The sequence below is a fragment of the Nocardia asteroides genome, assembly GCF_900637185.1.
Lineage (GTDB): Bacteria > Actinomycetota > Actinomycetes > Mycobacteriales > Mycobacteriaceae > Nocardia > Nocardia asteroides.
In genome coordinates this window covers 2,131,145-2,157,500 of the sequence record NZ_LR134352.1, presented here as the reverse complement: position 1 = coordinate 2,157,500, position 26,356 = coordinate 2,131,145, and the positions used below count along the sequence as shown (strand labels likewise).

General features: G+C 70.0%; 27 protein-coding genes. 9 read left to right on the top strand and 18 right to left on the bottom strand.

Going from position 1 to position 26,356, the window contains the following annotated elements; translation table 11 throughout:
• Positions 1–421: 421 nt before the first annotated feature.
• A complete protein-coding gene (locus EL493_RS10025; RefSeq protein ID WP_019045476.1) occupies positions 422–910 on the top strand; it encodes a MarR family winged helix-turn-helix transcriptional regulator in 489 nt (162 codons plus the stop codon).
• A gap of 59 nt (positions 911–969) precedes the next feature.
• Here EL493_RS10025 and EL493_RS10020 read toward each other — a convergent pair whose 3' ends face one another.
• Positions 970–1,377 carry a DUF7144 family membrane protein gene (locus EL493_RS10020; protein WP_019045475.1) on the bottom strand — a complete coding sequence of 136 codons (408 nt, stop codon included), beginning with the start codon at positions 1,375–1,377 and terminating at the stop codon, positions 970–972.
• A 78-nt stretch (positions 1,378–1,455) separates the two neighbouring features.
• Positions 1,456–2,952 (bottom strand): flavin-containing monooxygenase, encoded by a 1,497-nt coding sequence (locus tag EL493_RS10015; protein WP_019045474.1) that lies wholly within the window; start codon positions 2,950–2,952, stop codon positions 1,456–1,458.
• Between the two features lie 68 nt (positions 2,953–3,020).
• On the opposite strand from EL493_RS10015, the gene EL493_RS10010 reads away from it, so the two are divergent.
• From EL493_RS10010 to EL493_RS10000, 3 genes are read left to right on the top strand one after another with little or no spacing between them, the layout of a single operon-like run.
• Positions 3,021–3,596, top strand: coding sequence for a YdcF family protein (locus EL493_RS10010; RefSeq protein ID WP_378783751.1), 576 nt, complete (start codon positions 3,021–3,023; stop codon positions 3,594–3,596).
• A gap of 57 nt (positions 3,597–3,653) precedes the next feature.
• Positions 3,654–5,255 (top strand): GMC oxidoreductase, encoded by a 1,602-nt coding sequence (locus EL493_RS10005; protein WP_022565451.1) that lies wholly within the window; start codon positions 3,654–3,656, stop codon positions 5,253–5,255.
• Positions 5,256–5,285: 30 nt separating this feature from the next.
• A complete protein-coding gene (locus tag EL493_RS10000) occupies positions 5,286–6,008 on the top strand; it encodes a VIT1/CCC1 transporter family protein (RefSeq protein ID WP_019045471.1) in 723 nt (240 codons plus the stop codon).
• Between the two features lie 6 nt (positions 6,009–6,014).
• Here EL493_RS10000 and EL493_RS09995 read toward each other — a convergent pair whose 3' ends face one another.
• The 11 genes from EL493_RS09995 to EL493_RS09945 form a co-directional block, all read right to left on the bottom strand.
• Positions 6,015–7,589, bottom strand: a complete 1,575-nt coding sequence (locus EL493_RS09995; RefSeq protein WP_019045470.1) for a Na+/H+ antiporter — start codon at positions 7,587–7,589, stop codon at positions 6,015–6,017.
• A gap of 53 nt (positions 7,590–7,642) precedes the next feature.
• Positions 7,643–8,251 carry a hypothetical protein gene (locus EL493_RS09990; RefSeq protein ID WP_126405647.1) on the bottom strand — a complete coding sequence of 203 codons (609 nt, stop codon included), beginning with the start codon at positions 8,249–8,251 and terminating at the stop codon, positions 7,643–7,645.
• A 132-nt stretch (positions 8,252–8,383) separates the two neighbouring features.
• Complete coding sequence (locus EL493_RS09985; protein WP_019045469.1) at positions 8,384–9,343, bottom strand: MlaD family protein; 960 nt, start codon at positions 9,341–9,343, stop codon at positions 8,384–8,386.
• Complete coding sequence (locus EL493_RS09980; protein WP_022565454.1) at positions 9,340–10,389, bottom strand: MlaD family protein; 1,050 nt, start codon at positions 10,387–10,389, stop codon at positions 9,340–9,342. Before EL493_RS09980 ends, EL493_RS09985 begins: the two co-directional genes overlap by 4 nt.
• Positions 10,386–11,474, bottom strand: coding sequence for an MlaD family protein (locus EL493_RS09975; protein WP_022565455.1), 1,089 nt, complete (start codon positions 11,472–11,474; stop codon positions 10,386–10,388). The genes EL493_RS09980 and EL493_RS09975 overlap by 4 nt, the downstream gene beginning before the upstream one ends.
• Positions 11,474–12,481 carry an MlaD family protein gene (locus EL493_RS09970; RefSeq protein ID WP_019045466.1) on the bottom strand — a complete coding sequence of 336 codons (1,008 nt, stop codon included), beginning with the start codon at positions 12,479–12,481 and terminating at the stop codon, positions 11,474–11,476. Before EL493_RS09970 ends, EL493_RS09975 begins: the two co-directional genes overlap by 1 nt.
• Positions 12,469–13,473, bottom strand: coding sequence for an MlaD family protein (locus EL493_RS09965; RefSeq protein WP_019045465.1), 1,005 nt, complete (start codon positions 13,471–13,473; stop codon positions 12,469–12,471). The genes EL493_RS09970 and EL493_RS09965 overlap by 13 nt, the downstream gene beginning before the upstream one ends.
• On the bottom strand, positions 13,470–14,504 hold the full coding sequence (locus EL493_RS09960) for an MlaD family protein (RefSeq protein WP_126405644.1): 1,035 nt from the start codon (positions 14,502–14,504) through the stop codon (positions 13,470–13,472). Before EL493_RS09960 ends, EL493_RS09965 begins: the two co-directional genes overlap by 4 nt.
• Before the next feature lie 4 nt (positions 14,505–14,508).
• Positions 14,509–15,375, bottom strand: a complete 867-nt coding sequence (locus EL493_RS09955; protein ID WP_019045463.1) for an MlaE family ABC transporter permease — start codon at positions 15,373–15,375, stop codon at positions 14,509–14,511.
• The gene (locus EL493_RS09950; protein ID WP_019045462.1) at positions 15,375–16,220 is read right to left on the bottom strand and encodes an MlaE family ABC transporter permease; all 846 of its coding nucleotides are present in this window, start codon (positions 16,218–16,220) and stop codon (positions 15,375–15,377) included. Before EL493_RS09950 ends, EL493_RS09955 begins: the two co-directional genes overlap by 1 nt.
• A gap of 198 nt (positions 16,221–16,418) precedes the next feature.
• Entirely contained in the window at positions 16,419–17,513 is a 1,095-nt protein-coding gene (locus EL493_RS09945) for a calcium:proton antiporter (protein WP_030204217.1), read from the bottom strand.
• 103 nt (positions 17,514–17,616) lie between these two features.
• Between EL493_RS09945 and EL493_RS09940 the strand changes: the two genes are divergently transcribed.
• The 4 genes from EL493_RS09940 (at position 17,617) to EL493_RS09925 (ending at position 20,327) form a co-directional block, all read left to right on the top strand.
• On the top strand, positions 17,617–18,273 hold the full coding sequence (locus tag EL493_RS09940; RefSeq protein WP_019045460.1) for a phosphate signaling complex PhoU family protein: 657 nt from the start codon (positions 17,617–17,619) through the stop codon (positions 18,271–18,273).
• A 251-nt stretch (positions 18,274–18,524) separates the two neighbouring features.
• A complete protein-coding gene (locus EL493_RS09935; protein WP_019045459.1) occupies positions 18,525–19,310 on the top strand; it encodes an HNH endonuclease family protein in 786 nt (261 codons plus the stop codon).
• 35 nt (positions 19,311–19,345) lie between these two features.
• A complete protein-coding gene (locus EL493_RS09930) occupies positions 19,346–19,570 on the top strand; it encodes a hypothetical protein (protein ID WP_019045458.1) in 225 nt (74 codons plus the stop codon).
• Positions 19,571–19,595: 25 nt separating this feature from the next.
• Complete coding sequence (locus EL493_RS09925) at positions 19,596–20,327, top strand: phosphatase PAP2 family protein (RefSeq protein ID WP_019045457.1); 732 nt, start codon at positions 19,596–19,598, stop codon at positions 20,325–20,327.
• A gap of 4 nt (positions 20,328–20,331) precedes the next feature.
• On the opposite strand, the gene EL493_RS09920 is transcribed toward EL493_RS09925, so the two are convergent.
• A complete protein-coding gene (locus tag EL493_RS09920) occupies positions 20,332–20,757 on the bottom strand; it encodes a hypothetical protein (RefSeq protein ID WP_019045456.1) in 426 nt (141 codons plus the stop codon).
• Positions 20,758–20,842: 85 nt separating this feature from the next.
• Between EL493_RS09920 and EL493_RS09915 the strand changes: the two genes are divergently transcribed.
• Complete coding sequence (locus EL493_RS09915) at positions 20,843–21,646, top strand: helix-turn-helix domain-containing protein (RefSeq protein WP_030204213.1); 804 nt, start codon at positions 20,843–20,845, stop codon at positions 21,644–21,646.
• 17 nt (positions 21,647–21,663) lie between these two features.
• On the opposite strand, the gene EL493_RS32245 is transcribed toward EL493_RS09915, so the two are convergent.
• The 4 genes from EL493_RS32245 to EL493_RS09895 all read right to left on the bottom strand — a co-directional run bounded on the left by EL493_RS32245 (position 21,664) and on the right by EL493_RS09895 (position 26,343).
• Positions 21,664–22,137 carry a DUF2231 domain-containing protein gene (locus EL493_RS32245; protein WP_019045455.1) on the bottom strand — a complete coding sequence of 158 codons (474 nt, stop codon included), beginning with the start codon at positions 22,135–22,137 and terminating at the stop codon, positions 21,664–21,666.
• 82 nt (positions 22,138–22,219) lie between these two features.
• Positions 22,220–23,428 (bottom strand): FAD-dependent oxidoreductase, encoded by a 1,209-nt coding sequence (locus EL493_RS09905; protein ID WP_019045454.1) that lies wholly within the window; start codon positions 23,426–23,428, stop codon positions 22,220–22,222.
• Between the two features lie 145 nt (positions 23,429–23,573).
• Positions 23,574–24,230, bottom strand: a complete 657-nt coding sequence (locus EL493_RS09900; RefSeq protein WP_019045453.1) for a PadR family transcriptional regulator — start codon at positions 24,228–24,230, stop codon at positions 23,574–23,576.
• An 82-nt stretch (positions 24,231–24,312) separates the two neighbouring features.
• Entirely contained in the window at positions 24,313–26,343 is a 2,031-nt protein-coding gene (locus EL493_RS09895) for an MDR family MFS transporter (protein ID WP_030204212.1), read from the bottom strand.
• Positions 26,344–26,356 lie beyond the last annotated feature (13 nt).

Below are 26,356 nucleotides of genomic sequence, written 5' to 3'. Positions count from 1 at the left end.
AAGACAGTGACCCTGCACACATGATCAGTCAGGCGCTCATCGTCCTACCTCGTTTCCCTGTGCGATCCGTCAGCCTCGAGAGGCTGTTCGGTTCGGCACCGGGTCGGTGTCCGTGTCGCTCTGACTCGAACTAAGTTACGCACCGACGAATACGAAGTCAAATCGCCTGGTCAGCGGGCCGTTTCGCGGTGTTCGGAACGTGCAGACCGCGCATTTCCGGAGGCGACCGCCGGCCACGCCGTCGGCATCGACACAGGGCGATGCCTTGGCAACTGATCGCTTGTCCAGCCTTGTTCGATCTCGGAAAACTCCCCTACCAGCCGACATGACCTGGCACACATAGACACCTCACCCGTGCGCATATACAGTTTGCCGACGTTCAGCAATTTTCTAGTTACCGTCGGGGTGAAGGGAGGCCGAGGTGACGGAGGATCTCGACTCGGTCGAACGGCGTGCCTGGAGCGCGGTGGTCACCCTCGCGATGCGCGTGCCGAGCGCACTCGACTCGCGACTGCAACGAGAATTCGGCGTGACCCATTTCGAGTACCGGGTCATGGACCTGTTGCGGGCCGCGCCGGACCAGCGGATGCGGCTGAGCCTGCTGGCCGCGCGGGGACACGGGTCCATCTCGCGGATCTCGCATGTGGTGTCCAAGCTGGAACGGGTGGGATGGGCCAAGCGCGCGGCCGCGGCATCGGGGCGCGGGGTGGACGCGGTGCTCACCGAGAGCGGACTGGCCAAGGTGGTCGAAGCGACGCCGGACTACCTGGTCGCGGTACGGCAACTGGTGCTCGACGGCTTGGACGAACCGCAGATCGCCGAGCTCGCGGTCCTGGGCGAACGGCTCTCGGACCACCTCGGTGACACACTCGGCGATCCCGAGGCCGGGGAGCCGACCTTCACCCACTGACCGCACACGACGACGCCGCCCCTGGTCGAGGACCCGGGGCGGCGTCGTGTCTCGCGAGATCAGTAGGTGTCGTTCGGCCGCCAGGTGGCCACCGCCCAGATCACCACGATGTTCAGGATGATGACCAGGATGGACCACCAGGGGTAGTACGGCAGCCACAGGAAGTTCGCGATGATCGCGATCGCCGCGATCACCATCGCCGCCACCCGGCCCCACGTCTGACCGGCCAGCAGGCCGATCGCGACGATCACCGCGATCGCGCCGAACACGATGTGCCACCAGCCCCAGCTGGTCAGGTCGAACTGGTAGAGGTACTCGGGTCCCACGACGATGAGATCGTCCTTGGCGACTGCCGAGATGCCCTCCAAGATCTGCAGGACACCGACCACCGCCAGCAGGATTCCGGCGCCGATGGAGGTTCCCGCCGCGATTCCCTCGCGTACCGGATGCTGATTCTGGTCTGTCATCGCTCGGCCTTCCCGTCAGGTCAACGGATGTGCCACCACGGCACACGCCAACGGTAGGAAGCGGGAGGCCGGGCCGCCTCACCCGTTGTGGGTGAACTCGCCCACCCGTCTGACCGGGCGCAATGTCGCGGCGAGGTCGGTACGGAGGGTGAACAGGGTGTCCAGCAGATAGTTCTGCCTGACCCGCCACGGGTGGCGGTCGCCCTGGCGCGGGAACGCGGCGATCGAGCGCAGGATGTAGCCCGCGTTCAGGTCGAGCAGCGGGCGATCGGTGAGCTTGCCCTTCGGTTCGGGGACCACGGCCGGGACACCGGTGCGGTCCAGATGGGCCAGCACCTTGCAGACCAGGCGCGAGGTGAGGTCGGCGCGCAGGGTCCACGAGGCATTGGTGTAGCCGACGCAGATCGCGAAGTTGGGCAGGCCGGTCAGCATCGCGCCCTGCCAGACGAACTGTTCCGACAGCGGCACCGGGACGCCGTCGACCTCGGGCGCGATCCCGCCGAAGGCCAACAGGCGCAGGCCGGTAGCCGTGACGATGACGTCGGCGGGCAGGACCTCGCCCGACTCGAGCCGGATGCCCTCGGGGACGAACCGGTCGATCCGGTCGGTCACCACCGCGGCCTTGCCCTTCTTCATGGCCTTGAAGAAGTCGGCGTCGGGCGCGGCGCACAGGCGCTGGTCCCACGGGTCGTAGGCGGGGGTGAAGTGCTCGGCGACCAGTTTCTCGTCCTTGAGAATGCGGGTGGTCAGGCCGGTCAGCAGCTTGCGCGCGGCCGCGGGGCGGCGACGGCAGTACTGGTAGAAACCGATGTTGAACAGGATGTTCTTGGCCCGGACCACCCGGTGCGCGAGGCCGGCGGGCAGCAGTTCGCGGATCTTGTCGGCCTGCTTGTCGCGGCCGGGGACGGCGCTGATCCAGGTGGGTGTGCGCTGCAGCATGGTGACGTGGGCCGCCTCGTCGGCGAGCGAGGGCACCAGGGTGACCGCCGTCGCGCCGCTGCCGATGACGACCACGCGCTTGTCCCGCACGTCGAGATCGGTGGGCCAGAACTGCGGGTGTACCAGCGGGCCTGCGAAATCGTCGCGGCCGGCGAAATCAGGGGCGTGCGGCTGCTGGTAGTCGTAATAGCCGGCGCAGGTGTAGAGGAAACCGCAGGTCAGCGTGCTCAGTTCGGGACCGTCGGGGCCGTCGTGGGCGATGGTGAGCCGCCAGTGCGCCCGGGCCGACGACCAGTCGGCGCCGATCACCCGCGACCCGAAACGAATGTGCCGGTCGATGCCGTTCTCCGTGGCCGTCTCGCGGATGTACTCCAGGATCGAGGGCCCGTCGGCGATCGAGCGGGCGGCCCGCCACGGCTTGAACGGATACCCCAGGGTGAACATGTCCGAATCCGAGCGGATGCCCGGGTAACGGAACAGGTCCCAGGTGCCGCCGAGCGCGGCGCGGGCCTCGAGGACGGCATAGCTGCGGTGCGGGTGTTCGGTCTGCAGCCGATAGGCGGCCCCGATGCCGGACAGTCCTGCGCCGACGATGACGACGTCGAGGTGTTCGGGGGCAACGGCGGAGTCGGTCATGGGCTCCAGTGTGCCTGGCGACACACACGGGCAGAAGGCCGCGTTTCGCTATCCTCGATCCGGTGTCGATCTTTCGGCGTGCGGGATGGTCGATCGTCGGCGCACTGGTCATCACCCTGGGTGCCGCGGTCGCGGGGTGGCCGGTCTACGTCCATCCGCAGCTCGACCCGCTGCGCCGCGCCGATGTCATCGTGGTGCTCGGGGGCACGCCCTACGAACGGTTCGACGTCGGGATCCAGCTTGCCGAGCAGGGGTACGCGCCCGAGGTGCTGATCTCGCAGTCCACCGGCGCCGACGATCCGGCCATGGACAAGTACTGCGGTGGCCGGTTCGCCTTCCGCGTCTCGTGTTTCGTGCCGGATCCGTGGAGCACCGACGGCGAGGCGCGCGAAATCGTCCGGCGGGCAACGATCTACGGGTGGCGCCACATCATCGTGGTCACCTTCACTCCGCACGTGTCGCGGGCCCGCTACATCATCGGGCAGTGCTTCGACGGCGAGATCACCATGGTCGCCAGTCCCACCGAGTCGGGTCTGGAGTTCTGGTCCTGGATGTATGTGCGGCAATCCGCCGGATATATCAAGGCTTTCGTGAACCGGCATTGTGAGACCTCCGGAAATTCGGCGTCGCGGCTTCTAGAGTGACACCAAGCGCGGGCGGGTGCCGGGCCGCGCCGGTGGCACGGGCGAGAGGAACCGCCGATGCTTGTGGAGGACCTGCGCACCGTCGGTGACGACGCGCTGCGCGCCGAAGTCTGCGTCATCGGTTCGGGTCCGGCCGGACTGACCGTGGCCACCGAGCTGGCCGCCGCGGGGCTGCGGGTGCTGGTCCTGGAAAGCGGGGACCACGAACTCGGTTCCGCCGAAGCGGAATTCGCGGCCATCGACAGCATCGGCGCGACCCGTCTGCCACCCCACCGGATCGCGGGCAACCGGGTGCTCGGCGGTACCTCGCACAGCTGGGCCGGGCGCTGCGGCGTACTCGACGATCTCGACTTCGCCACCCGGCCGTGGGTGCGCCGTTCGGGCTGGCCGATCGAGGCGGGCGCGCTGCGTCCGTACGCCGAACGCGCGGCCGTACACGCCGGGCTCGGACACGCCACCGGCTTCACCGAGGCCGAATTCTGGCCGCTCGCGGGACGTCCGGCGCCGGCCGACCCGGTCGACACCTCCGCGCTGCGCCCCTGCTTCTGGCAGTTCAGCCGCGATCCGGGCAACCGGTTCGAGAGCAAACGCTGGGGCACGGTGGCACGCAAAATCGTCGCACCGACGGCGCTGGTACTGGTGAACGCCACGGTGACGCACCTGGACACCGACGCCACCGGCGCGCACGTGAACTCGGTCGAGGTGACCGGGGCGGGCGGGCGCACCCGCACGGTCGAGGCGCGGCTGTTCGTGCTGGCCGCGGGCGGAATCGACACACCGCGGCTGCTGCTGGCCTCGCGGCGGACCGTGCCCGGCGGGATCGGCAACCGGTACGACCAGGTGGGGCGATATCTGATCGATCACCGCAGCGGGGTGGTCGGCACGCTGTCCCCCACCGCCGGTGCGGCGCTGGCCCGGTTCGGCAAGTACGTGGTCCGGAGTCCGCGGGGACGGCACACCTATCTGCACGGACTCGCCCTGGCGCCCGAGATCCAGCGGCGCGAATCGCTGCTGAACTGCGCGCTGTGGTTGCAGGGGGTCAACGCGCCCGACGATCCGTGGGATTCGGTCAAGCGGGTGCTGAGCGGGCGGGGGCGCTGGCGAGACGCGCGGATCATGCTGGCGGAGACCCGGCTGCTGGCGGCGGGGGCGCGGCGCAGGCTGGTCGACGGGATCGGGCTGCCGCACCGGCTGACCGGGGTCGAGGTGTGGACGATGGTCGAGCAGGCGCCGGATCCGGAGAGCCGGGTCAGGTTGTCGCCGCGCACCGATCCGCGGGGAATGCCGCTGCCGCAGGTCGATTGGCGGATCGGCGAGCGGGAGGACGCGACCGTGCGCCGGGCGAGCGGGCTGCTCGCCGCCGAGTTCGCGCGGCTCGGGCTGCCGGTGCCGGAACTCGTGCCCGCCGCGAGGGCGGGCAGTTCCGAGCCGCTGACGCTGGCCGATCGCGCGCACCTGTGCGGCACGACCAGGATGTCGGCCGATCCGCGGCACGGCGTGGTGGACCGCCACTGCCGGGTGCACGGCGTGGACAACCTCTACATCGCGGGCAGTTCGGTCTTTCCCACCAACGGCCACGTCAATCCGACGCTGACCGTGCTGATGCTGGCGGTACGCCTGGCCGACACCGTGCGCGAACGCCTGCGCGCCCCACGCTGACAGGACCGGTCAACGGATTAGGCTGACCGGGTGCAGGACTCGTCACCGACCGCCCATCCGCACGAACCGCACGCGGAGGGACTGGCGTCCCGATTGAACTGGCTGCGCGCCGGCGTCCTCGGCGCGAACGACGGCATCGTGTCCACCGCCGGCCTGGTGGTGGGCGTCGCCGCCACGACCAACAGCACCCAGACCATCCTCACCGCGGGCGTGGCCGGGCTGGTCGCGGGCGCGATCTCGATGGCCGCGGGCGAGTACGTCTCGGTGAGCACCCAGCGCGACTCCGAGAAGGCGCTGCTGGCCAAGGAGCGCAGGGAACTCGCCGACGATCCCGACGCGGAACTGGCGGAGCTGACCCAGATCTACGAGGCCAAGGGGTTGAGCGCGGCGACCGCGCGCACGGTGGCCGAGGAACTCACCGCCCACGACGCGTTCACCGCGCACGCCGAGGCCGAACTCAAGCTCGACCCGGACGAACTCACCAACCCGTGGGCCGCGGCGGTGTCCTCGGCGATCGCGTTCACCTGCGGCGCGCTGCTGCCGCTGCTGGCGATCGTGATCCCGCCCGCGCAGTGGCGGGTGCCGGTCACCTTCGCCGCGGTGCTCGTCGCGCTGGCGCTCACCGGCTCGCTGAGCGCACGGCTGGGCCGGAGCAGGCGGGGCCGGGCGGTGCTGCGGGTGGTGGTCGGCGGCGCGCTCGCGATGGCGATCACCTACGTCATCGGCATGCTCACCGACACCCTGAGCGGCTGACGCCGGTCAGCGGGCCGGGCCGAGATCGAGCCTGCGGGTGACGCGGTCGACCACGTCGGGCGGCATGCCGGGTTCGCGGCGCGCGGCCTGGGCTTCGCGCCTGCCCGCCTCGATCACGGCCAGCCGGACCGCGCGCATCTGCGCGGCGAGCTTGCGTTCGGCTTCCAGCGTGGCTCTGGCGTCGGCGTCGGCCGCCTCGGGGTCGGCCTTGGCCGACAGGTGACGCAGGGTGTCCTTGATGTCCTCGTAGACGTCGTCGGGCAGGCCGTCGCGGGCGGCGATGCGTTTGAGCTCGGCCAGTTCGGCGCGGACCACCCGGGTCCACAGCTGCTGTTCGACCGCGCGTTCCTGTCTGGTGTCGGCGTGCACGCCGGTGATCCGGACGATCAGCGGCAGCGTCGGGCCCTGCACCAGCAGGGTGAACAGGACCAGCGCGAAGGCGACGAACAGGATCTCCGAGCGGGCGGGGAAGTCGGCGCCGGAGTCGATGGTGAACGGCACGGCCAGCGCCAGCGCCACCGTGGCGACTCCGCGCATCCCCGCCCACCAGGTGACGATCACCTCGCGCCAGGTGAACGGCTCGTCGGTGTCGCGCCACAGCTTGGTGCTCACCGCCCAGGTCACCAGCAGCCAGGCCAGCCGCAGCAGCACGACCACGGCGATCACCGCGACGGTCACCCCGGCCAGCGAGGTCCAGTCGTGGCCGGTGGTGTCGATGACCACCCGCAGTTCGAGGCCGATCAGGGCGAAGGCGAAGCCGGTGATCAGCATTTCGGCGATGTCCCAGAACGAGTCGGCCACCAGCCGGTAGTCGCGGTCGCCGATCTCGGTCACCGCGTCGGTGAGGTACAGCGCGCACACCAGCACCGACAGCACCGCCGAACCCTCCCAGTGCTCGGCGACGCCGTAGGCGACGAACGGCAGCAGCAGGCTCAGCGCCACCTGGCCGGTGGCGGTGTCGAGGTATTTCGTGAGCTTGCTGCCGAGCCAGCCGAGCACCAGGCCGACGCCGAGGCCGACCACCGCGGCCAGCACGAAGTCGCCCAGCGCGTGCCACGGCGAGAACAGGCCGGTCACCACCGCCTGCACGCCGACGGTGTAGATGACGATCGCGGTGACGTCGTTGAACAGGCCCTCACCGCCGAGGGTGACGATGAGCCTGCGCGGCAGCCCGAGCCTGCTCGCCATCGAGGTGGCCGCGACCGGGTCGGGCGGGGCGACCAGCGCGCCGAGCACCACGCCCGCGGCGATCGCGGTGCCGGGGTTCCAGGCGTGGAACACCGCGGCCACCGCGACGGCGGTGACGATCACCAGCCCGACCGCGCGCAACGCGATGATCTGCCAGTTCTCCGCGAACTGCCGCCAGGACGTGCGGCGGGCGGCGGCGTAGAGCAGCGGTGGCAGGACCAGCGGCAGGATCAGCTCGGGCGGGATGTTCAGGCTCGGCACCGCGGGAACCAGCGCGAGCAGGCAGCCGAACACCGTCATCAGGATCGAGGGCGCCACCCCGAACCGGGCGCCGAGCGACTCGGCGAGCACCGTCGCGAGCAGGATCACCAGAGTGAGCACCAACTGGTCCATAGCGGTCCAGTTTCACCGACGTCGCCGGCGTGCGCGGGCCGACCCGCCGCCGGTCACCGCAGGACGGCGGCGGCGGGCGGAACGAAGATCGGCGGCAGCGGGAACGGCAGCTGGATCACCGGTGGTGGTGGCGGAGGCGGCGGCGGTGCGGGCGCCGGTTCGGGCACTGGCTCCGGAGCGGGCGGCGGCGGCTCGTAGACCGGTGGCTCGTACACCGGCGGCGGCGCGGGCTCGAAGACGGGCGGCGGGGGCGCCTCGGCGGGCGCGGGTTCGGGCGGCGGCGCGGGCTCCGGCGGCGGGGGCGGCGGGGCGGGCGCGATCGGGACGGCGGCGTCGGGGGTGGTCACCGTGCACTGCCACGCGCCGTCGGACTCGACCCGCCAGTGCGCGACGATGCCGCCGGCCGAGCAGTTGCCGCCGACCCGCCGGGCGGGCCACGGCGGCGCGAACGCGACGTTCTGGCCGTCGGCGACGGGCTGACCGTTGGAATCGACGCCCATGGGACTCACGTCGGTGGGATCGTTCTCGTCGCCCTGGCTCGCGCGCAGCACCAGCCCGAGCGCGACCACGAGGGCGAGCAGGGCCGCCAGTACCGCCGCGATCGCGATCACCCGAGTACTGCTGCCGGTTCCCCCCTCGGGACCTTCGCTGTTCTCTGCCATCGCACCGCCTTCGCCCGCGGACATGGACTTCCCTCGTCCAGCAGGCTACCGCACGGTTGCTCGATCGACGCCCGGCTCGAGCCGGCAACCACTGGCCAGGGCACATACCTATATTCAGTGGTTGCCAGATGTTTACTTGATTGCGACCCTGACCTTCACCGCGTCGGCGTCGGTGTTGTGCAGCGCCTGGGCGATCAGGGTGCTCAGGTCGATCTGCGGACCCGCGGTGGTGACCGCTTCGGTCAGCGGGCGCAGGCCGGGCAGCAGCTGCGCGAGCTCGGGGCCGATCTCGTTCAGGGTGGCGGTGAGCCGTTCGAGGAACGGCACCAGACCGCCGTCGCGCAGATACATCTCCGGGTCGCCGCCCGCCGCGCTGACCCGGCCGACCGACTCGACGAACTGGTCGATGACCTGGCTCAGCCGCACGAACGCGGGCGCCGCGGCCGAGGTGGCCGGACCCGCCCAGGCGATGTCGCCGGAGACGAACTCGAAGTTGTTCTGCAGCTCGGCGATGGCGGGCGCGCGGCTCATGATCGCGGCGGCGAGCAGGTCACCCGCCCTGGCCAGCTCCGGGATGACGTTCTCGGTGCCGGTCATGGCCTGGCCGAGGGTGTCGACCAGCGAACCCACGACGGCGGGGTCGAGCTGCTCGACGGTCTTGGTGACCAGCCGGGCGACCTCGGGGATCGACATCGGGGTGCGCACGTTCTCCCCCGCCAGCCGCTGCCCGTCGCTCAGGTACGGCCCGTCGGCGCTGCGCGGGACGAACTGCACATAGGGCTCACCCAGCGAGGACAGGTGCTCGATGGTGACGATGCTGCTCATCGGCACCTTGTTGTCGGCGCCGAACCGGAAACCGACCTGCACGCCACCGGTGGCCGAGGTGTCGACCGCGGTGACCTTGCCGATCTCGATACCGGTCAGCAGGATCGGCGAGCCGACGCTGAGACCACCGGAATTGGCCAGTTCGATCGAGGCCTCGGTGTAGTCGGCGAACGGGTCGACCTTGACGACGCCGAAGGTCAGGTAGCTCGCGCCGAGCACGGTGATGGCGGCGATGCCGCCCAGTGATGCCAGTGCACCGATCTTCATCGCACCATTCCGATCATCCGCAGCGCGGTCACGATCTGCTCGACCTGCTCGTCCTCGCCGACGTGGACGCCGGTGACGTTCACCTTCGGGCCGCGCTCGGCGAACGGGATCACCTTGTCGCGCAGCAGCGCGGTGAGCAGGGCCATGTTGGTCGAGGAACGCAGGTCGGCCGAGCCGCCGGTGGCCAGCGGCAGGAACGCGGTGGCCGCCGCGTCGCCCGCGCCCGCGATGGGCGCCAGCCAGGTCAGCGAGGTACCGACCGGGCCGAGGGCGAGGAAGATCGCCATGGTCTTGGCGATCGAGTCCTGAGTGCCGGTCAGCGAGCGCACGGCCTCCGGCGTGAGGATGTTGGTGAGTTCGGCTTCGATGTTGTGCATGATCTCGGCGTTGGCGGCCAGGCCGTTCACCAGCAGGTCCACCTGGTCCAGATGCGCGGCCAGGTCGGCGGCGTCGGCGCCCATGACCGCCGAGATGCGCGCGGTCTCCTTCGGGTCCTGCGGCATCACCGAGTTGACGCGGCCGATCATGTCCTGCAGCTGACCGATCGCGCCGCCCTGCACGAACAGCGCCATGGTGGCCATCGTGTCTTCCAGCTGCACCGGCGGTTTGGTGCGCTCGATCGGGATGGTCCCGCCGTCGCGCAGCAGGTTGCCGAAGCCGTCCTTGGGCGTGGTGAGCGCAACGTGGATGTCGCCGAGGATGGTGTCCTGCCGCAGTTCGGCGATCGTGGTGGTGGGCAGCTGCACCGAGTCGAGGATGTCGGCCTCGACGACGACGTAACCGCCGCGGCCCGCGGGGGCGTCGGCGGGCTGGATCACCCGCACGGTGTCGACGGTGCCGATCTCGGCGCCGTTGGCGATCACCTTGGACTTGGCGGGCAGGTTCAGCGCGCTGCTGAACTCGATCTGCACGCGGTAGGTGGGTCCGGCCACGGTGGAGCCGGGCACCGGCACCTCGGCCGGGTCGAAGCCACACCCCGAGACGGCCAGACCGGCCGCGAGTACCAGCGCGATCAAGCCGCGACGCAAGGTCTTTCGCGTGTTCATCGGGCACCTGCCATTCCCAGGACGACCTGCGCGAGGTTCACATCGGTCAGGCCCTGCGCCGGATCGGCGCACTGGCCGGGCAGCAGCGCGTTCACCGCGGCGCACACCTGCTCGGCCTCGCCGCCGGGCAGGGCCACCTTCGGCGGCGCGTAGGTGATCGCGGTGCCGTTGGCCGCGGTCTGGAACGCGGAGGTGAGCGCGGGCATCTTCAGCACCACCTCGCGCAGCGATCCGACGTTGGCACGCAACAACTTCACCAGCGGAACGGCGCCGTCGAGCGCGTTGATCAGCGGGTCACCGAGGATGGTGGCGAAGTCGTTGAGCATCGGCAGCAGCTCGCGCAACCCGTCGAACAGCGAGGTGGCGGGGCCGAGCAGGTCGTCGGAGGCCTGGTTGAGCAGCGGGGCCAGGCGGACCAGCATGGACTGCAGGTCGCCCCAGTTGGCGGCGACCCGGTTCGACACCGAGGCGAACGCGTCGAACAGGCCCGCCAGGTGGCCGATGTCGGCGTCGGGCTTGTTCATCGCCGAGCCGAGCTTGTGCACCAGTTCGTTGACCGTGGGACCGGTGCCGACGGTGGCCCGGTCCAGGGCCGAGAGCCCGTCGGCGAGCGCGCTCGGCTGCCCGGCCTCGGCGCCGGAGAGCTGCTCGGACAGGCTCGCCAGCGCGGTGAGCGTCTCGGTGATGCTCTTGGGGGTCAGTGTCTTGGTGATACACCCGCCGCTGAACTTCGCGGTCTCCTCGCCGCTGCTCAGCACCGCCAGATTGCGGTCGGCGGCAACCGAATACGCGACGGTCGTGGCGGAAGCGTCGGCCAAGACCGGGTGGTCGGCGTCGACCTCGAATTCGACGCGCACCTTGGCGCCCTCGTTGCGCACGGCGGTCACCTCACCGACATCGATGCCGCGCATCGTCACGTGATTGCCCGGGTACAGCCCGATCGCGTCGGGCATGAGCGCGCAATAGCTTTCGGTCTTCTTCAGCGGATCGAAGGCGACGAAGTAGCCGCCGATCACACCGACGACGAGCACCATGACACCGGCGATCGACATGAACGCCTGGGATCCGAGCAGTCGTTTCAGCATCAGCACGCCTTCCCCGGCAGCGGCACGCACACCCGCGCGCTCGACTGGTCGACCACGACGCCCGCTTCCGGCACGACCAGCTGCGACAGCTTGGCCTGCAGGTCGGCCACGGTCCCGATGACCGGCTCGAACCGGCCTTCGAGCTCCTGCAACCGCGGCAGCGCGTCGGCCAGTGCCTGCGCCTGCGGCTTCAGCGTGGAATCCCAGCTGGGGGCCAGGCCGGCCAGCCGGTTCACCACCGACACCAGCAGCCGGACCGCCTCGGCCAGTTCGGCCTTCTTGCTCAGCAGCACGTCCTCGAGCAGGTTGACGTTGTCCATCAGCCGGCCCAGATCGGACTTGGCGCCGTCGTACATGGAGATGTACTCGTCCAGGATCGCGATGGACTTCGACACCTGCGAGCGCTGCCGGTCGAGCATGTCGACGTACTTGCCGACGGTGTCGAGAGTGGTGCGCAGCGCCTCGGGCGAGGACGCGATCGCGGTATTGGCGGCGGCCAGGTTCTTGCGCACGGTGTCGCCGTCGACGGCGGCCAGCGGCGCGGTCGCGTCCTGGAAAGTTTCGATCAAGCTGTAGGGCAGGCGGATTCGATCGGCGGGGATCGGTTCGTCGCCCAGCGGCCGCGAGCCGGCCGGGTACAGCGCCACGTAGTGGCCGCCGACCACGGTGAGCATGCGCACGTCGAGGGAGGTCTGGTCGCCGACGAACACGTCGGAGTCGACAGTGAACTCCATCAGCACCTTGTCCGGCTTCAACTCCAGCGAGACGACGCTGCCGACCGAGATGCCGGCCAGGCGCACATCGTCGCCCTCGCGCACCGACTGCGCCTCGCTCAGCTCGGCGGTGTAGGTGTGCTTGCCCAGTGGCACCACGTAGACCACGGCGGCGCCGATGACGAACAGCACCACCAGGCTCAGGCCGATGACGCCCATCCGCAGTTCGCGGGCGCGCTTGGTGGCCTCGTCCATGATCGGGCGGTCGCCGGAGAAGAACTTCAGGCGTTGCATACGGTCACCTTCTGTCCGGCGATCAGCACCTGCAGCGGTGCGGGCACCTCGGCGGGGCCGTTGCTGCAGTGCGGCGTGAAGTCGGCGAAGTCGCGCGACAGCGACGCGTCGACGGTGGCCAGCAGGCCGGGCAGCCGCCCGAACACGTCGACGGCCTCCTGCGGATTCGGGAACAGGCCGCGGATCATCGCGTCGACCTCGGCGCTGCCACCCTCCACCAGGCCGAGTGCGGCAAGCAGCCGGTCCACCGGCGCCAGCACCGACGGCGCGGTCATCGCGAACTGGGCGACACCGCCGATATTGCGCTGCATCGACTCGAAGATGTCGGTGAGCCTGGCCAGCAGCGGCAGCAGGTAGCCGACGCGGCCGCCGTGCCGGTCACCGAGGTCGGACAGGTTGCGGATCAGGGTGTCGATGACCTGCTGACGGTCCTCGGCGTAGCCGGCGAGCTGGTCGATCGCGGTCAGCGCGGGGCCGAGGCCGCTGCCGTCGCCCTCGATGACGGCGAGCATGCTGGCGGTGAACTGGTTGATCGCCTCCGGCGACAGCGTCGCCAGCACCGGCTTGAGGCCGCTGAACAGGCTGGTCACGTCGAAGGACGGGACGGTCATGTTGGCGCCGATCCTGGCGTCGGCGGCGATCCGGGTGCCCGGGTTCGGTGCCTGCTGCAGGTCGATGTAGCGCTGGCCGGTGAGGTTCTGGTACCGGATCGCCAGCTTGCTGTTGTCGTAGATCGGGGTGTCGGTCTTGACCGTGAGGTGCACTTTGGCCTTGTCGCCCTCGAGGCTGATCTTCTCGACCTTGCCGACCTGCACGCCGAACATCCGCACGTCGTTGCCGACCTTGAGGCCGTTGGCGTCGGTGAACAGCGCGTCGTGGGCCTCGGTGTCACCGGACACCGGTCGCTTGATGAGGGTGAAGACCAATCCGAGCACGGCCAGCATGACCAGCGCGAACACCCCGAGTCGCAGGGCGACACCGCCAACCTTCATCGCGCACCGGCCTTTCCGAACAGCGGAACCGCGATCGCGGGCACACCGCTGAGCTCGACGTCGACATTGAGCACCGGGCCGTTCGGGCCGTCGGGCATGGCGCCGCGCAGGTTGTTCAGCAGGGCGGCCAGGTCGGCGCCGGTCTGCCGCGGGTTCGGCGACATCTGCGCCAGCGCGTACAGCATCGGCGCGAGCATGTCGGTGGTCTCGGCGAGGTGGCCGCCCGCGGTGGTGAGGGTGGTGCTCAGGGCGGGCAGGATGCCGCCGCTGATCACGCCGACGCCGATGTCGTAGCGGTCCTTGTCGACCTGGGTCACCTTGATCTCGCTGAGCGTGTCGATCACCTGCATCGTGGCGCCGGCGAACTGGCCGCCGCCGTCGAAGGCCGGGCCGAGCTTGCCGAACAGTTCCGAGGGCGCGACGTCCTGGTTGTCGGCGATGGTCTTGGCGACGGTGATCAGCGCCTGCACCAGCGGGGTGAACGCCTTGAAGTCGGCGGCCAGCTGGGACACGACCGTGGCCATCTGCGGGCTGGTCACCGTCATGCCGACCTGGGACAGGCTGCGCAGGATCGCGCTCATGGTGGCGTCGTAGACCCTGCCGGACTGGGCGCCGGTCAGGTCGAGCACCGCGCCCGCGCGCAGCGGCGCGCCGCCGGTACCGCGGCGCAGTTCCAGCTCGGCGATGCCGAACAGGTTGGTCGGGGCGTAGTCGACGGCGAGGCTGTCGTCGATGCCGTGCAGCCGGTCGGCGTCGAGCAGCAGCGAGATCCGCTGGGTGCCGCGCTCGCCGGGGGTCACCTCGGCGACCTCGCCGACGGTGACGCCGTCGATGCGGACCTGGCTGCCCGCGCCGATGCCGTCACCGAGCTGTTCGGTGTGCAGCGCGATCCGCAGGCCCTCTTCGGTCTTCAGATTGCGGTAGGCGACCGTGCCGAGCACGACCGCGGCGATGATGCCGAGGATGATCGCCCCGGTCAGCCGCGAGGTGCGCCGATCGGCGGCGACGCCGGGCATTCCATAGTTAGGCACTAGCTCACCCCGTAAAACTGATCGCCGAGTTGAAGCCCCAGAGCATGATCGACAGCACCATGTCGATGGCGACGATGGCCACCGAGCTGGCCCGGACCGCGCGCCCGGAGGCGATGCCGACGCCCTCGGGGCCGCCGGTGGCGAAGAACCCGAAGTAGCTGTGCACCAGGATCACCACCGTGCCGAACACGGCCACCTTGATGACGGCGGCGATCATGTCGAAGCCGGAGATGAACTGGAAGAAGTAGTGGTCGTACACGCCGGCCGACTGCCCGTAGACCATCGTGAGCAGCCCGCGGCAGGCGCCGTACGACAGGATCAGCGCGATCAGGAAGGTCGGCACGATGGCGATGGCGCCCGCGATGACGCGGGTGGTCACCACGAACGGCACCGAGCGCAGGCCCAGCGCCTCGATCGCGTCGATCTCCTCGGAGATGCGCATCGAGCCGATCTCGGCGGTGATCCGGCACCCCGCCTGGGCGGCGAAGCCGATGGCGGCCGCGATCGGCGCGAGTTCACGGGTGGTGGCGTAGGCGGAGATCACGCCGGTCACCGGGCCCATGCCGAGCATGTCCAGGGAGGCGAACGATTCGACGCCCACCGAGGCGCCCATCACCAGGCCGAGCACGATCATCATCGGCACGGTGCCGCCGCCGACGATGATCGAGCCGCGACCCCAGGTCATGTCGGTGACCGCGCGCAACGTCTCGTCGCGGTAGCGGCGCAGCGTGAGCGGCACCGAGGACAGCACCTGCCAGACGAACACCGCCACGAAGCCGAGCGATTCACCGGCCGAGCCGATGCGCTTGCCGAGCCGGACGGGCTTGCGCAGCCAGTGCAGCGAGGTGGGGATATAGGAGGAGGCAGCCATCACGCCAGCTTCGTCGGCAGGAACATGGCGCTGATCTGGGTCGCGAGCAGGTTCACGATCGCGATCGAGACCACCGAGAGCACCACGGCGGCGTTCACCGCGTCGGCCACACCGCGCGGGCCGCCCTTGGCCTCCAGGCCGCGCTGGCAGGAGATGACCACGACCAGGAAGCCGAAGATCAGCGCCTTGAGCAGCGAGACCCACACGTCGGCGACGGTGGCGAAGGAGCCGAACGTCGACCAGTAGCTGCCCGGGGTCACGCCCTGGCCACCCACGGCGACGGCGTAGCCGGCCAGCACACCGACGAAGATGATCAGCACGTTGAGCATCGGGGCCACGATCAGCATCGCCATCATGCGCGGGATGACCAACCGGTGCACCGGGCTGATGCCCATGGTGTTGAGCGCGTCGATCTCCTCGCGGATGGTGCGCGCGCCGAGGTCGGCGGCGATCGCGGCCGCGCCGGCGCCGCCGAGCAGGAAGCCGGTGGCGATGGGCGCGCCCTGCTTGATGACGCCGAGGCCACCGGTGGCGCCGAGCATGGAGTCGGCGCCCAGGCTGTGGATCAGGTTGCCGACCTGGATCGAGACGATCACGCCGAACGGGATGGCCATCAGGATCGCGGGGATCGCGGTGACCGTGATCAGCCGCCAGGCCTGCACGAGGGTCTCGCGCCACTGGAAATGTCCGCGGGCGACGTCGGCGACGGTGCCGGTGACCGACTCCTGCGCGAGGTCGACCGCGCGCCCGAAGGTCCGCAACGACGACACGACCGTGTCGGTGAAATTCTTGCGGACGATCTGGGTGGCGGAATCCGGCTTCGCGGAATGCAGATCGGTGGACATCAGCGATGCCCCCGGCCCGCTCGCGAAGCGCTGGGCATGGTGATTTTCATACCGCACTCTCTGGCTTCGGCGTCGGTGCCAACTCCAGCAAGCTAACCGGTACTCTGCGTCACAACAAAATTACGGGGTGGTGACCCTCGTCGCTTTTCCGCCGTTTCCATGACAGGACACCACCCCGTGTGATCCGCAACACTCCAGCTACGGGCTGGCCGCCAGGAACACGAAAGCGGCGAACAACGCCAGGTGAACGCCACCTTGGAGCAGGGTCGCGCGGCCGGGCACGATCGTCAGCGTGCCGACCACGACGGTCAGCGCGAGCAGCACCATCTGGGTGGCGCCGAGTCCGAGCACCAGCGGCCCGCTCAGCCAGATGGTCGCCAGCGCGATCACCGGAATCGTGAGGCCGATGCTGGCCATGGCCGAGCCGAGCGCCAGATTCAGGCCGATCTGCACCTGGTTGCGGCGCGCGGAGTTGTAAGCGGCCAGCGTCTCGGGCAGCAGCACCAGCATCGCGATCGCCACACCGACCGCCGACTGCGGCAGGCCCGCCGCGGCCACCCCGCGTTCCAGCGCGGGCGAGACCACCTTGGCCAGGCCGACCACACAGATCAGGGCCAGCACCAGCAGACCCAGGCTGATCAGCGCCGTGCGGGTGGACGGGGCGGTGTCGTGGTGCGGATCGGTGTCGTCGACGGCGCCCGCGTCCTCGACCGGGAGGAAGTCGTCGCGGTGGCGCACCGTCTGCACCATCACGAACAGCAGGTACAGCGCCAGCGAGGCGACCGCAGCGAAGACCAGCTGCGCGGGCGAGAACTCCGGGCCCGGCTTGCTGGTGGTGAAGGTGGGCAGCACCAGGCTCAGCGTCGCCAGGGTCGCCACGGTCGCCAGCGCGGCACCGGTGCCCTCGGGGTTGAACACCGCGACCCGCCTGCGCAGCGCGCCCACCAGCAGGACCAGCCCGAAGATGCCGTTACAGGTGATCATCACCGCGGCGAAGACGGTGTCGCGCGCGAGCGAGGCCGCCTTGTCGCCTCCGGAGATCATCATCGTCACGATCAGGGCCACCTCGATCACGGTGACGGCCACCGCCAGCACCAGCGAGCCGAACGGCTCACCCACCCGGTGCGCGACGACCTCGGCGTGGAAGACCGCCGCCAGCACCGCGCCGACCAGGGCGACGTCGACCACCAGCACGACGACGCCCGGCACGTCCCGCCCCCATGTCGCGGCGAGTACGAGGGCGGCGAGTATCGGGGTGAACAGGGTCCATCTGGTCCTCAACGCGGCAATCATGATCTCCATCGTCCCAGGCCCGCGCGAGTGCGCCCGGATACGCGGCCGCGAAAGATCGGCCGATGGATTCCCCGAAACGCCTCGATGGGGAACAATTCAGCGCGTGCGGACCCAGTTCACCCTCGAGCTCGTTGCCCTGTCCAACGACCTCACCCTCATGTCGCGCCTCGCCCACGACGCGACCGAGCGGGTCACCGAAGCGCTGGCGAGCGCCGATTTGACCGCCACCTACGAGGTTTTCGCGCTGGACGAGCAGCTACAGCAGATGTTCGCCGCCTGCGAGAACCGCACGATGGCCCTGCTCGCGCTGCAGGCGCCGGTCGCGCGCGACCTCCGGCACGTGGTGACCGCCATCCAGATCGCCGGCGAACTCTCGCGGATCGGGCGGCGCACCGAGACCGCGGGCCAGTACGTCTACCGCGCGCATCCCCGCGCCGTCGCGCCGGAACCGGTGCTCGCCGAGCTGGTCGCGATGGGCACGCTGGCCGCCGAATGCGTTGCCGGCGTGAGTGCTTCGGTGGCGACCGGCCGGTTCGTCGCCGACGACGGCACCGCGGGCGAGGCGATGGAAACCCGGTGCGCGCGGTTGCGCACCGTCCTGACCACCACCGACGCCGACGCGGGCACCGGCGCGGCGATCGATCTGGCCCTGCTGGGCAGCCAGTTCCAGCGCTGCGTCGACCACACCGCCCGCATCGCCCGCCTGATCCGCTTCCTCGACACCGGAATTCCGCCGGAGTCGGGCACCCTGCCCGACTGACTCAGGCCGGCACCGCGCACCGGCCGGAGCGAAATCGACCGGCGCCGACCAGGATTCGACGTGATGTGTGTCACCCTGGGTTTACCCGGCGCATCGGGCGGCCACCACGGTCGATAGGTGAACGCTATTGAGTCGCAATCGCATTGCGCCGCCCTGTGCCGAAGGTCATAGCTCACAATCAGTTACGACGCCCGGCGGGCCCGTTAGGTTGTGCCGGTTCATTTTCGACGAAGCGTGTGGGTGGTACGGGCATGAAGTGGTCAACGATCAGCGGCTCTCCTCTGGGCAAGGCGCTGCTCGCGCTGGCCGCGGCGGTGATCGTCGGCATCGTCCTCACCGTCGCCAACACCCTGCTGGACAAGGTGAGCCCCACCGCGCCGGCGCCGGGACCGGCGAGCGCGGCGACGGTGTCGGGCAAGGAGATCGGCGACCTGATCGGCAAGCTGGTCGTCGCCAAGGAAGGCCCGATGACGGGCTACACCAGGGAACAGTTCCCGCACTGGGACACCAACAAGCCCGAACACGGCTTCGGCGGCGACCTGGCCCAGTACACCAAGTGCACCAGCCGCGACGTGATGATGCTGCGCGACGCCACCGGCAAGGTCACCCTCGACCCGAAGACCTGCGAGCTGACCATCCCCGCCGGCGCGGGCTGGCAGGACCATTACGGCTTCGTCGACAAGAAGACCGGCCAGCTCGGGCCGTACAAGTTCATCACCGACCCGGCCAAGGTCGACGCCGAGCACATCGTGGCGCTCGCCGAGGCGTGGCGTTCCGGCGCCGCCGACCGCGACGAGGACACCCGCCGCCGCATCGCCAACGACGCGCTCAACCTCGTCGCCGCCGACCCCTCGGCCAACCGGTCCAAGGGCGATCAGGACCCGGCCAACTACCTGCCGCCGGGCAATTTCCGGTGCGCCTATGTGGAGCATTACGTGAAGGTCAAGATAAAGTACGGCCTGACCGTTGATACCGCCGAGCACACCGCGTTGCGCACCGCAGTCGACGACTGCCTCCGCCGAGGAGAGTTCAAATAAGCGAGACGATCGAGATCACCGCCGACAGCGCCGTCATGACCGAAGAGGAAGGGACGGTGTCCGGCGAGCTCGACGTCATGCTCGACGACGCGGGCAAGGGCCTCGTCCGCTATCGCGGTACCGATACCTGGTACACGATCGGCAACATCGAGGCCGAACCCCCGCGGACCTGGGACACCGTCGCCGACCTGGTGAAGGCGATCAAGAAGGTCGCGGGCACCCGCGACGTCGCCGGAAACGCGGTCGTCTTCGAAGCATGAGCCGGGAGCTGGCAATCTGGTAGCTATGCCCCCTGCCTCCCCTCGACCTCGAACCGGCGACATCGGCTGGTCGGCGCTCGGCCGCAGGCTGCCGCTCGCGGCGACGCTGATCGGCGCCGCCCTCGTCCTGCTCGGCCTGCTGACCTGGCAGGTCAACAATGACGCCGGCATCATCCGGATCGACCCGCGGGTGCTGGACTGGATGCTCGCGCACCGCGACGAACCGCTCACCTCCTTCGCGCGGGTGATCACCGACCTCGGCGACACCCAGTCGATGACCATCCTCGCCACCGTCACGGTCTGCTGGTTCGCCTGGCGGCGCGACCTCGCCACCGCCGCGCTGGTCGCGGTCGCCTCGGCGGGGGCCGGGGTGCTGGTGGTGGTGATCAAACAGCTGGTCGGCAGGCACCGGCCGCCGGAGGTGACCCGGCTGGTCGCCGAACCGAGCCTGTCCTATCCGTCCGGGCACACGCTGGGCAGCACCGTCGTGGTGGGGATCGTGGCGCTCACCGTCATCCCGCTGCTGCGCCACACCGTGGTCAAGGTGGTGGCCACGGTGCTGGCGGTGGCGTTTCCCATCGCGGTCGGGCTGTCCCGGATCTACCTGGGTGTGCACTGGTGCACCGATGTGCTGGCCGGCTGGCTGTTCGGCGTGTGCTGGCTGATCCTGTGCGTGACGGTGTTCTGCCGGCTACGGCGGGAACCGGATCGGCCTGCCGTGCCGGCCGAACCCGCCGCTGCTGCCGAGCGCGGCTAGCCGGTCAACGCGATTCCTCGATGAACTGATGGTCGGTGACGACGCGGCCGTCGGCGTCGAGGGCGAGCAGGTCGAACCCGCCGCCCTGCGGGGTGCCGTCGTCGCGGCGGTTCATCGTCCAGCCGACCCCGACCGTGTTCGCGGGCAGCGGCACGGCCGGACCCGAGGTCGCGAAGACGAACTCGCCACCGGCCAGGAACATCTCGTAGGCGCGGCTGACCCGGCGCTCGAGGGCGTCGTGGCCGTGTACGGCGAGCGGCGGCGTCGGCACGGCCAGGTCGGCGGCGGCCTTGCGGATCTCGGCGGGCGGGTCCACCAGGTACTGCGCGCCGTCACGGGCGAACAGGTCCTCGATCAGGGCGCGGCGGGCGGTGGGGTCGGCTTCGTTCCAGAGGGCCACGTAGCGGAGGGCGATGTCGTCGTTGCTCATGGGGACAACTCTGTCGAGCGCGGCGACACCACGCGATTCCCCGGAGGGAATGGCGGGCGACGCGCACGCCGGGTTGACTCGTCCCATGACGACCGCGCTGTCCCCCACCGGTTTCGGCCCGCAACTGCGGCAGTGGCGCACGCTGCGCCGGGTCAGCCAGCTCGACCTGGCGATCCGCGCCGAGACGAGTCAGCGGTATCTGAGTTTCCTCGAACAGGGCAGGTCGCGACCCGGCCGCACGATGGTGGTGCGCCTGGCCGAATCGCTCGACCTGACTCTGCGCGACCGCAACAACCTGCTGCTGTCGGCCGGATTCGCGCCGGTGTTCCCTGAAAGCGATCTGGCCGCACCGGAATTGGCGCCCGTGCGGGAGGCGATCGGCGCCGTCCTCGACGGGCACCTGCCGTACCCGGCGCTGGTCGCCCGGCCACGCGGCGAACTGGTGACGGCCAATGCCGCCTTCGACCTGTTCACCGAGGGTGTCGCCGATCATCTGCTGCGCGCGCCGGTGAACGTGCTGCGCCTGGCCCTGCATCCCGACGGTGTCGCGCCCCGGGTGCGCAATCTGCCCGAATGGGGCAGGCACATCATCGACTCGCTGCGCGGTCGCGCGGCGCACACCCCCGACCCCGCCGTCGACGCGCTGATCACCGAGCTCTCGGGCTATCTGCCGGCGGTCTCCCCCGGCCCCGGCCACCTCGGCTTCGCCGTGCCGCTCGAGCTGCGTACCGACGACGGCGACCTGCGCCTGATCACCACCCTGACCTCGTTCGCGACCGCCACCGACGTCACCATCGCCGAACTCCATCTGGAAGCGTTCCTGCCCGCCGACGCCGAATCCACCCGGATCCTGAGGCTGCGCGCCGACCGTCGCGCGGCGGGCTCATAGACGAAAGCTATGTCGGGTCACCCGGATGTCGCCGATACCAGCGGTCCCCAGGTGGCCCTGGCGCCCGAGTCGCCGATCCGCACCACCTGCACCGTCGCGGCGACACCCACCGCCACCGTGACGACCGCGACCGCGACAGCCACTCCGCGCAGCAGCGGCCTGCCCGCCCGCTCGGCGAGCCGCACCCCGACGAGCACGGCCGCGACCACCAGCAACGGGATCACGAAGTAGAGCAGTGTGCCGCCCAGGTCCATGTGCCTGCGAATGGCGGGCGTGTCACCGACGCGCTGCGCCAGCCAGCGGCCCGCGCTCACCGTCACCGGCGTGACGGCCACGGTGAGCACGGCCAGCGCGGCGGCGGGCCAGACCAGCGGTCGCCGCGCCGCGGGCCACACGGCGCACAGGATCAGCAGCACCGACGTGAGCGGCACGAGCACCACGACGAGGTGCACCAGCAGCACGTGGGCGGGCAGTCCGTTGATCGTCGACACGAGCGCCTCCTGGCACGAGTACTCCCGTACCGAGTATGCGCGGCCGTGGGCCCCCGGGTCGACGGTTCCGGGGGCCAACAGCTCAGGACACGGTGGCCAGTTCCCGCTGGACCGGGGCGTCCCAGTCGATGCGGTAGCGGCGTTCGGCGCCCATGGTCTTCTCCGGGTTCATCACCGTCCGGACCATCAGCGGCATCAGCGCGTTCATGAACCGGCGGGCGACCGGACCGGGGGTCTTGCTGTGGTTCACCCGCGCCGCCCGCGTGGCGATGCCCTCCACCCGGGCCCGGCGCAGCCGCTCGTAGGCGGCGAAGGCCAGGGCGGGCGCCTCGATGTCGCGCAGGCAGCGGGCCAGCTGGATCGCGCTCTCGATCGCCAGTGAGGCGCCCTGGCCCGAACTGTTCGACGGCGCGTGCACCGAGTCGCCGACCAGCACCATCCGGTCGCGATACCAGTGCGGCACCGGCGGCATGATGTGCAGCGCCCCGGTGATCTCCAGGTTCTCGGCGGTCGTCCGGCGGGCGAACTCGCCGCCCGGGGTGTCCGGCGCGTAGGTCTCGCGCAGCACCCGCAGCCAGTGCTCGGCCGGGATCGCGCGGGCCTCGGTCAGCGAGTAGTACTGCGCGCTGGGCAGGTTCGCGCCCCAGGCCACCCGGCCGTCGGCGTGCTGCCAGTACAGGTAGTAGGCCTTGGCGCCGAAGGCGAACACCATGGTGTCGGCGGGCAGGTCCTGGTCGCAGTCGATCAGGGCGCCGAAGCCGAGCATGCCGGTGTAGTCGGGGCCGGGCGCGGCGGGATCGATGAGCCCGCGCACGGTGGAGCGGATGCCGTCGGCGCCGATCAGGATGTCGGCGGTGGCGGTGGAGCCGTCGGCGAAGTGCGCGGTCACCCCGTCGGCATGCTCGTCGACGTGGGTCAGCCGCTTGTCGTAGCGGAACCCGACGCCGGCGCCGACCGCGTGGTCGTGCAGCGTGCGGTGCAGTTCGCCGCGGTCGACCACCTGCAGCGGCGGCTGATCGGGCAGCACCGGCAGGACGTGTTCGCGGCCGCCGACGGCCAGCCGCATCCCGCGCACGGGCAGCGCGATGGCGCGCACGGCGTCGCCCGCGCCGATGATGTCGAGGGCGGCGACGCCGTTGGGGGCCAGGGCGAGCCCGGAGCCGATGCCGTCGGACGGCCCGGAATAGGCCTCGTAGACGTGGGCGTCGACGCCTGCCAGCCGCAGCGCGGTCGCCGCGACGGGTCCGGCGATGCCGCCGCCGATGACCAGGGCGGAACGGGTGTTGGACATGGGTGATCTCCAGATCTGAGTCCGCGTCACCCGGGCTATCCTGTGCTTGCCTGCCTCGGAGCCGGGTGCGCGTAGGTGTGGACACGGTGACGGGACGGTTTCCCGGGCCCGGTGGGGTGTTGCCGCACACCACCGGGCTCGGGGTCTACTGGGGCGGGTCCTGGTCGTCCCCCCTTTCGCCGAAGTCGGCTATCCGGTCGGCGGGCATGCCGTCGGCGTGCCACTGCCGCCACATCTCGAGGCCGTCGAACGTGCCCGCGCGCAGTTCGTCGCGCAGGGAACGCGCCCATGCGGCCTCGGCTTCCAGCATCGCCACCCCGAACTCGCTCTCGACCAGGAACAGCCGGGGCAGGGTGCCCGCCAGTGCGGCGAGGTCGGCCCTGGCGCGATCGGCGGCCTGGTCGAGGGCCGCGACCCGGCGGCCGAGCAGCTCCACCACCTCGTCCGGCGGGAGCACGGCCAGAATCGACAGGCCCGCGGTGAACCGGTGGTGTTCGGGTTCGGGTTCGGCGAGCAGTTCCCTGGTCCAGTCGGCCATCTCGGCACGGCCCGCGTCGGTGATCCGGTAGATCACCCGCTCGGGCCTGGCGCCGTCGCGTTCACTGCCGACGACTTCGAGGAATCCGGCCTTGGCCATGTTCTGGACCACCGTGTAGAGCGAGCCCCACTTGATGTCCATGTCCTTGTCTTTGCCATGGGCCCGCAGGGTCGCGGCGATCTCGTAGCGGTGCATCGGCCGCTGCACGATCACCGACAGCACGGCGAGCGCCAGCAGATTGTTCACCTTGCGCTTCGTGGCCATGCGACCTCCTTACTCGTCTACGAATATACGTCGACGAGTATTAGCCGGGCAAGGCTCGTCCAGCCGACTGGACGAGCGGTGGTCAGACCTTGCCGACCTCGGCGCTGTCGGCGCCCTGATCGAGCAGCTTGGCCGCGATGTTGGACAGTGCCTCGTCGAGCAGCTTGCGGTCGGCGGGGTCCTGGTAGTTCCAGTCGTCGAGGCGGTCACCGAGCCAGCGCCGCCAGCCCGCCCGCAGCCGGTCGACCTCGGCGCCGCCCTGCTCGGTGAGGGCCATCCTGCCCACGTCGTCGACCAGCAGCCCGTCGTCGACGGCCTTGCGGAACACCGGCGCGAGCACCTCCACCGGCAGCCGGTGCCGGTAGGAGATGCCGTGCACGGTCGGCGGCAGGCCCTGCTTGTCGTACAGATACACCTGGCCCAGCGCCCACGCCTCGTCCGGGCCGAGCGAACTTCCGGCCGCGGCGATCAGCTCCGGGATGATCGGCTGCTCGGCCCTGGCCTTGCGCACGGTCGCCGCCACGGCCCGTTCCAGCTGCACCACCCGGTCGTGGGAATCGGGTATCGAGAAACCCTCGCCGATATCGCTCGCCCCGTGGCGCGCGCTGTCGCGCAGGCGGACCTGCGGCAGGAACCAGGCCACCACGAAACCGATCAGCGCCACCGGCACGACCCAGCGGAACACGTAGTCGATCGAGTCGGCGTAGGCGTCCACGATCGCCGCCGTCTGCTCGAGCGGCAACTCCCGCAGTACCTTCGGGTCGGCCACCGCCTCGGGACTGATCCCCGGCGAGTTCTGCATCGCCTCGGCCAGCTCGATCCTGCTCTGGTTGTTGTAGAGGGTGCCGAACACCGCGGTGCCGAAGGCGCTGCCCAGGGTGCGGAAGAACGTCACACCCGAGGTGGCGGTGCCCAGATCGGCGTAGGGCACGGTGTTCTGCACGACGATGGTGAGCACCTGCATCGACAGCCCGAGCCCGGCGCCGAGAATCAGCATGAACAGCGATTCCAGCCAGATGCTGGTCTCCCGGCCCATCGTCGACATCAGCCACAGGCCCACGGCCATCACCGCCATGCCGACGATCGGGAAATAGCGGTACTGCCCGGTGCGCCCGACCACCTGCCCGGAGAAGATCGAGGTGATGAACAGGCCGACGACCAGCGGCAGCGTCCGCACGCCGGAGATCGTCGCCGTCGCGCCGTCGACGTATTGCAGGTAGGCGGGCAGGTAGGTCATCGAGCCGAGCATGGCGAAGCCGACGATGAAGCTGAGCACCGAGGACACCGTGAACACCCGGCTGCGGAACAACCGCATCGGCAGCATCGGCGCCACCGCCCGGTTCTCCACGGAGACGAACGCCGTGAGCAGGACGATCGCGAGCAGGAACAGCCCGATGATCTGCCAGGAGCTCCACGGATACTCGTTGCCGCCGAACTCCAGCGCCAGGATCAGCGACGACACGCCCAGCGCCACCAGCCCGATGCCGAGGTAGTCGATCACCGGCCGCGCGACCGCGCGCAGATGCGGCAGCGTGCGCGCCGCCATCACCACCATGACGATCGCCAACGGCACGTTCACGTAGAAGCACCAGCGCCAGCTCGCATGGTCGGTGAACAGCCCGCCCAGCGTCGGCCCGACGACGGTCGTGATGCCGAACACCGCACCCAGCGCGCCCTGGTATTTGCCGCGCTCACGCAGCGGGATGGTGTCGGCGATCAGGGCCATCGAGGTGACCATCAGCCCGCCCGCGCCGATGCCCTGGATGCCCCTGGCCAGGATGAGCACGCCCATGCCGGGCGCCATCCCCGCCAGCGCCGAACCCGCGATGAAGATGACGCCGCTGATCTGGAACAGCAGTTTGCGGCCGAACAGGTCACCGAGTTTGCCCGCGAGCACGGTCGCGACGGCCTCGGCGAGCAGATACGCCGTGACCACCCAGGCCATGTGCCCGGCGCTGCCGAGATCGGCCACGATCGAGGGCAGCGCGGCCGACACGATGGTCTGGTCCAGTGCCGCCATGAGCATGCCGAGCACGACCGTCGTGAAGACGATATTGATCTTGGCCTTGCTCATCGGGGCGGCGGGCTCGTCTACAGCAACACCATCCGGCATTGCCTCAGTATGG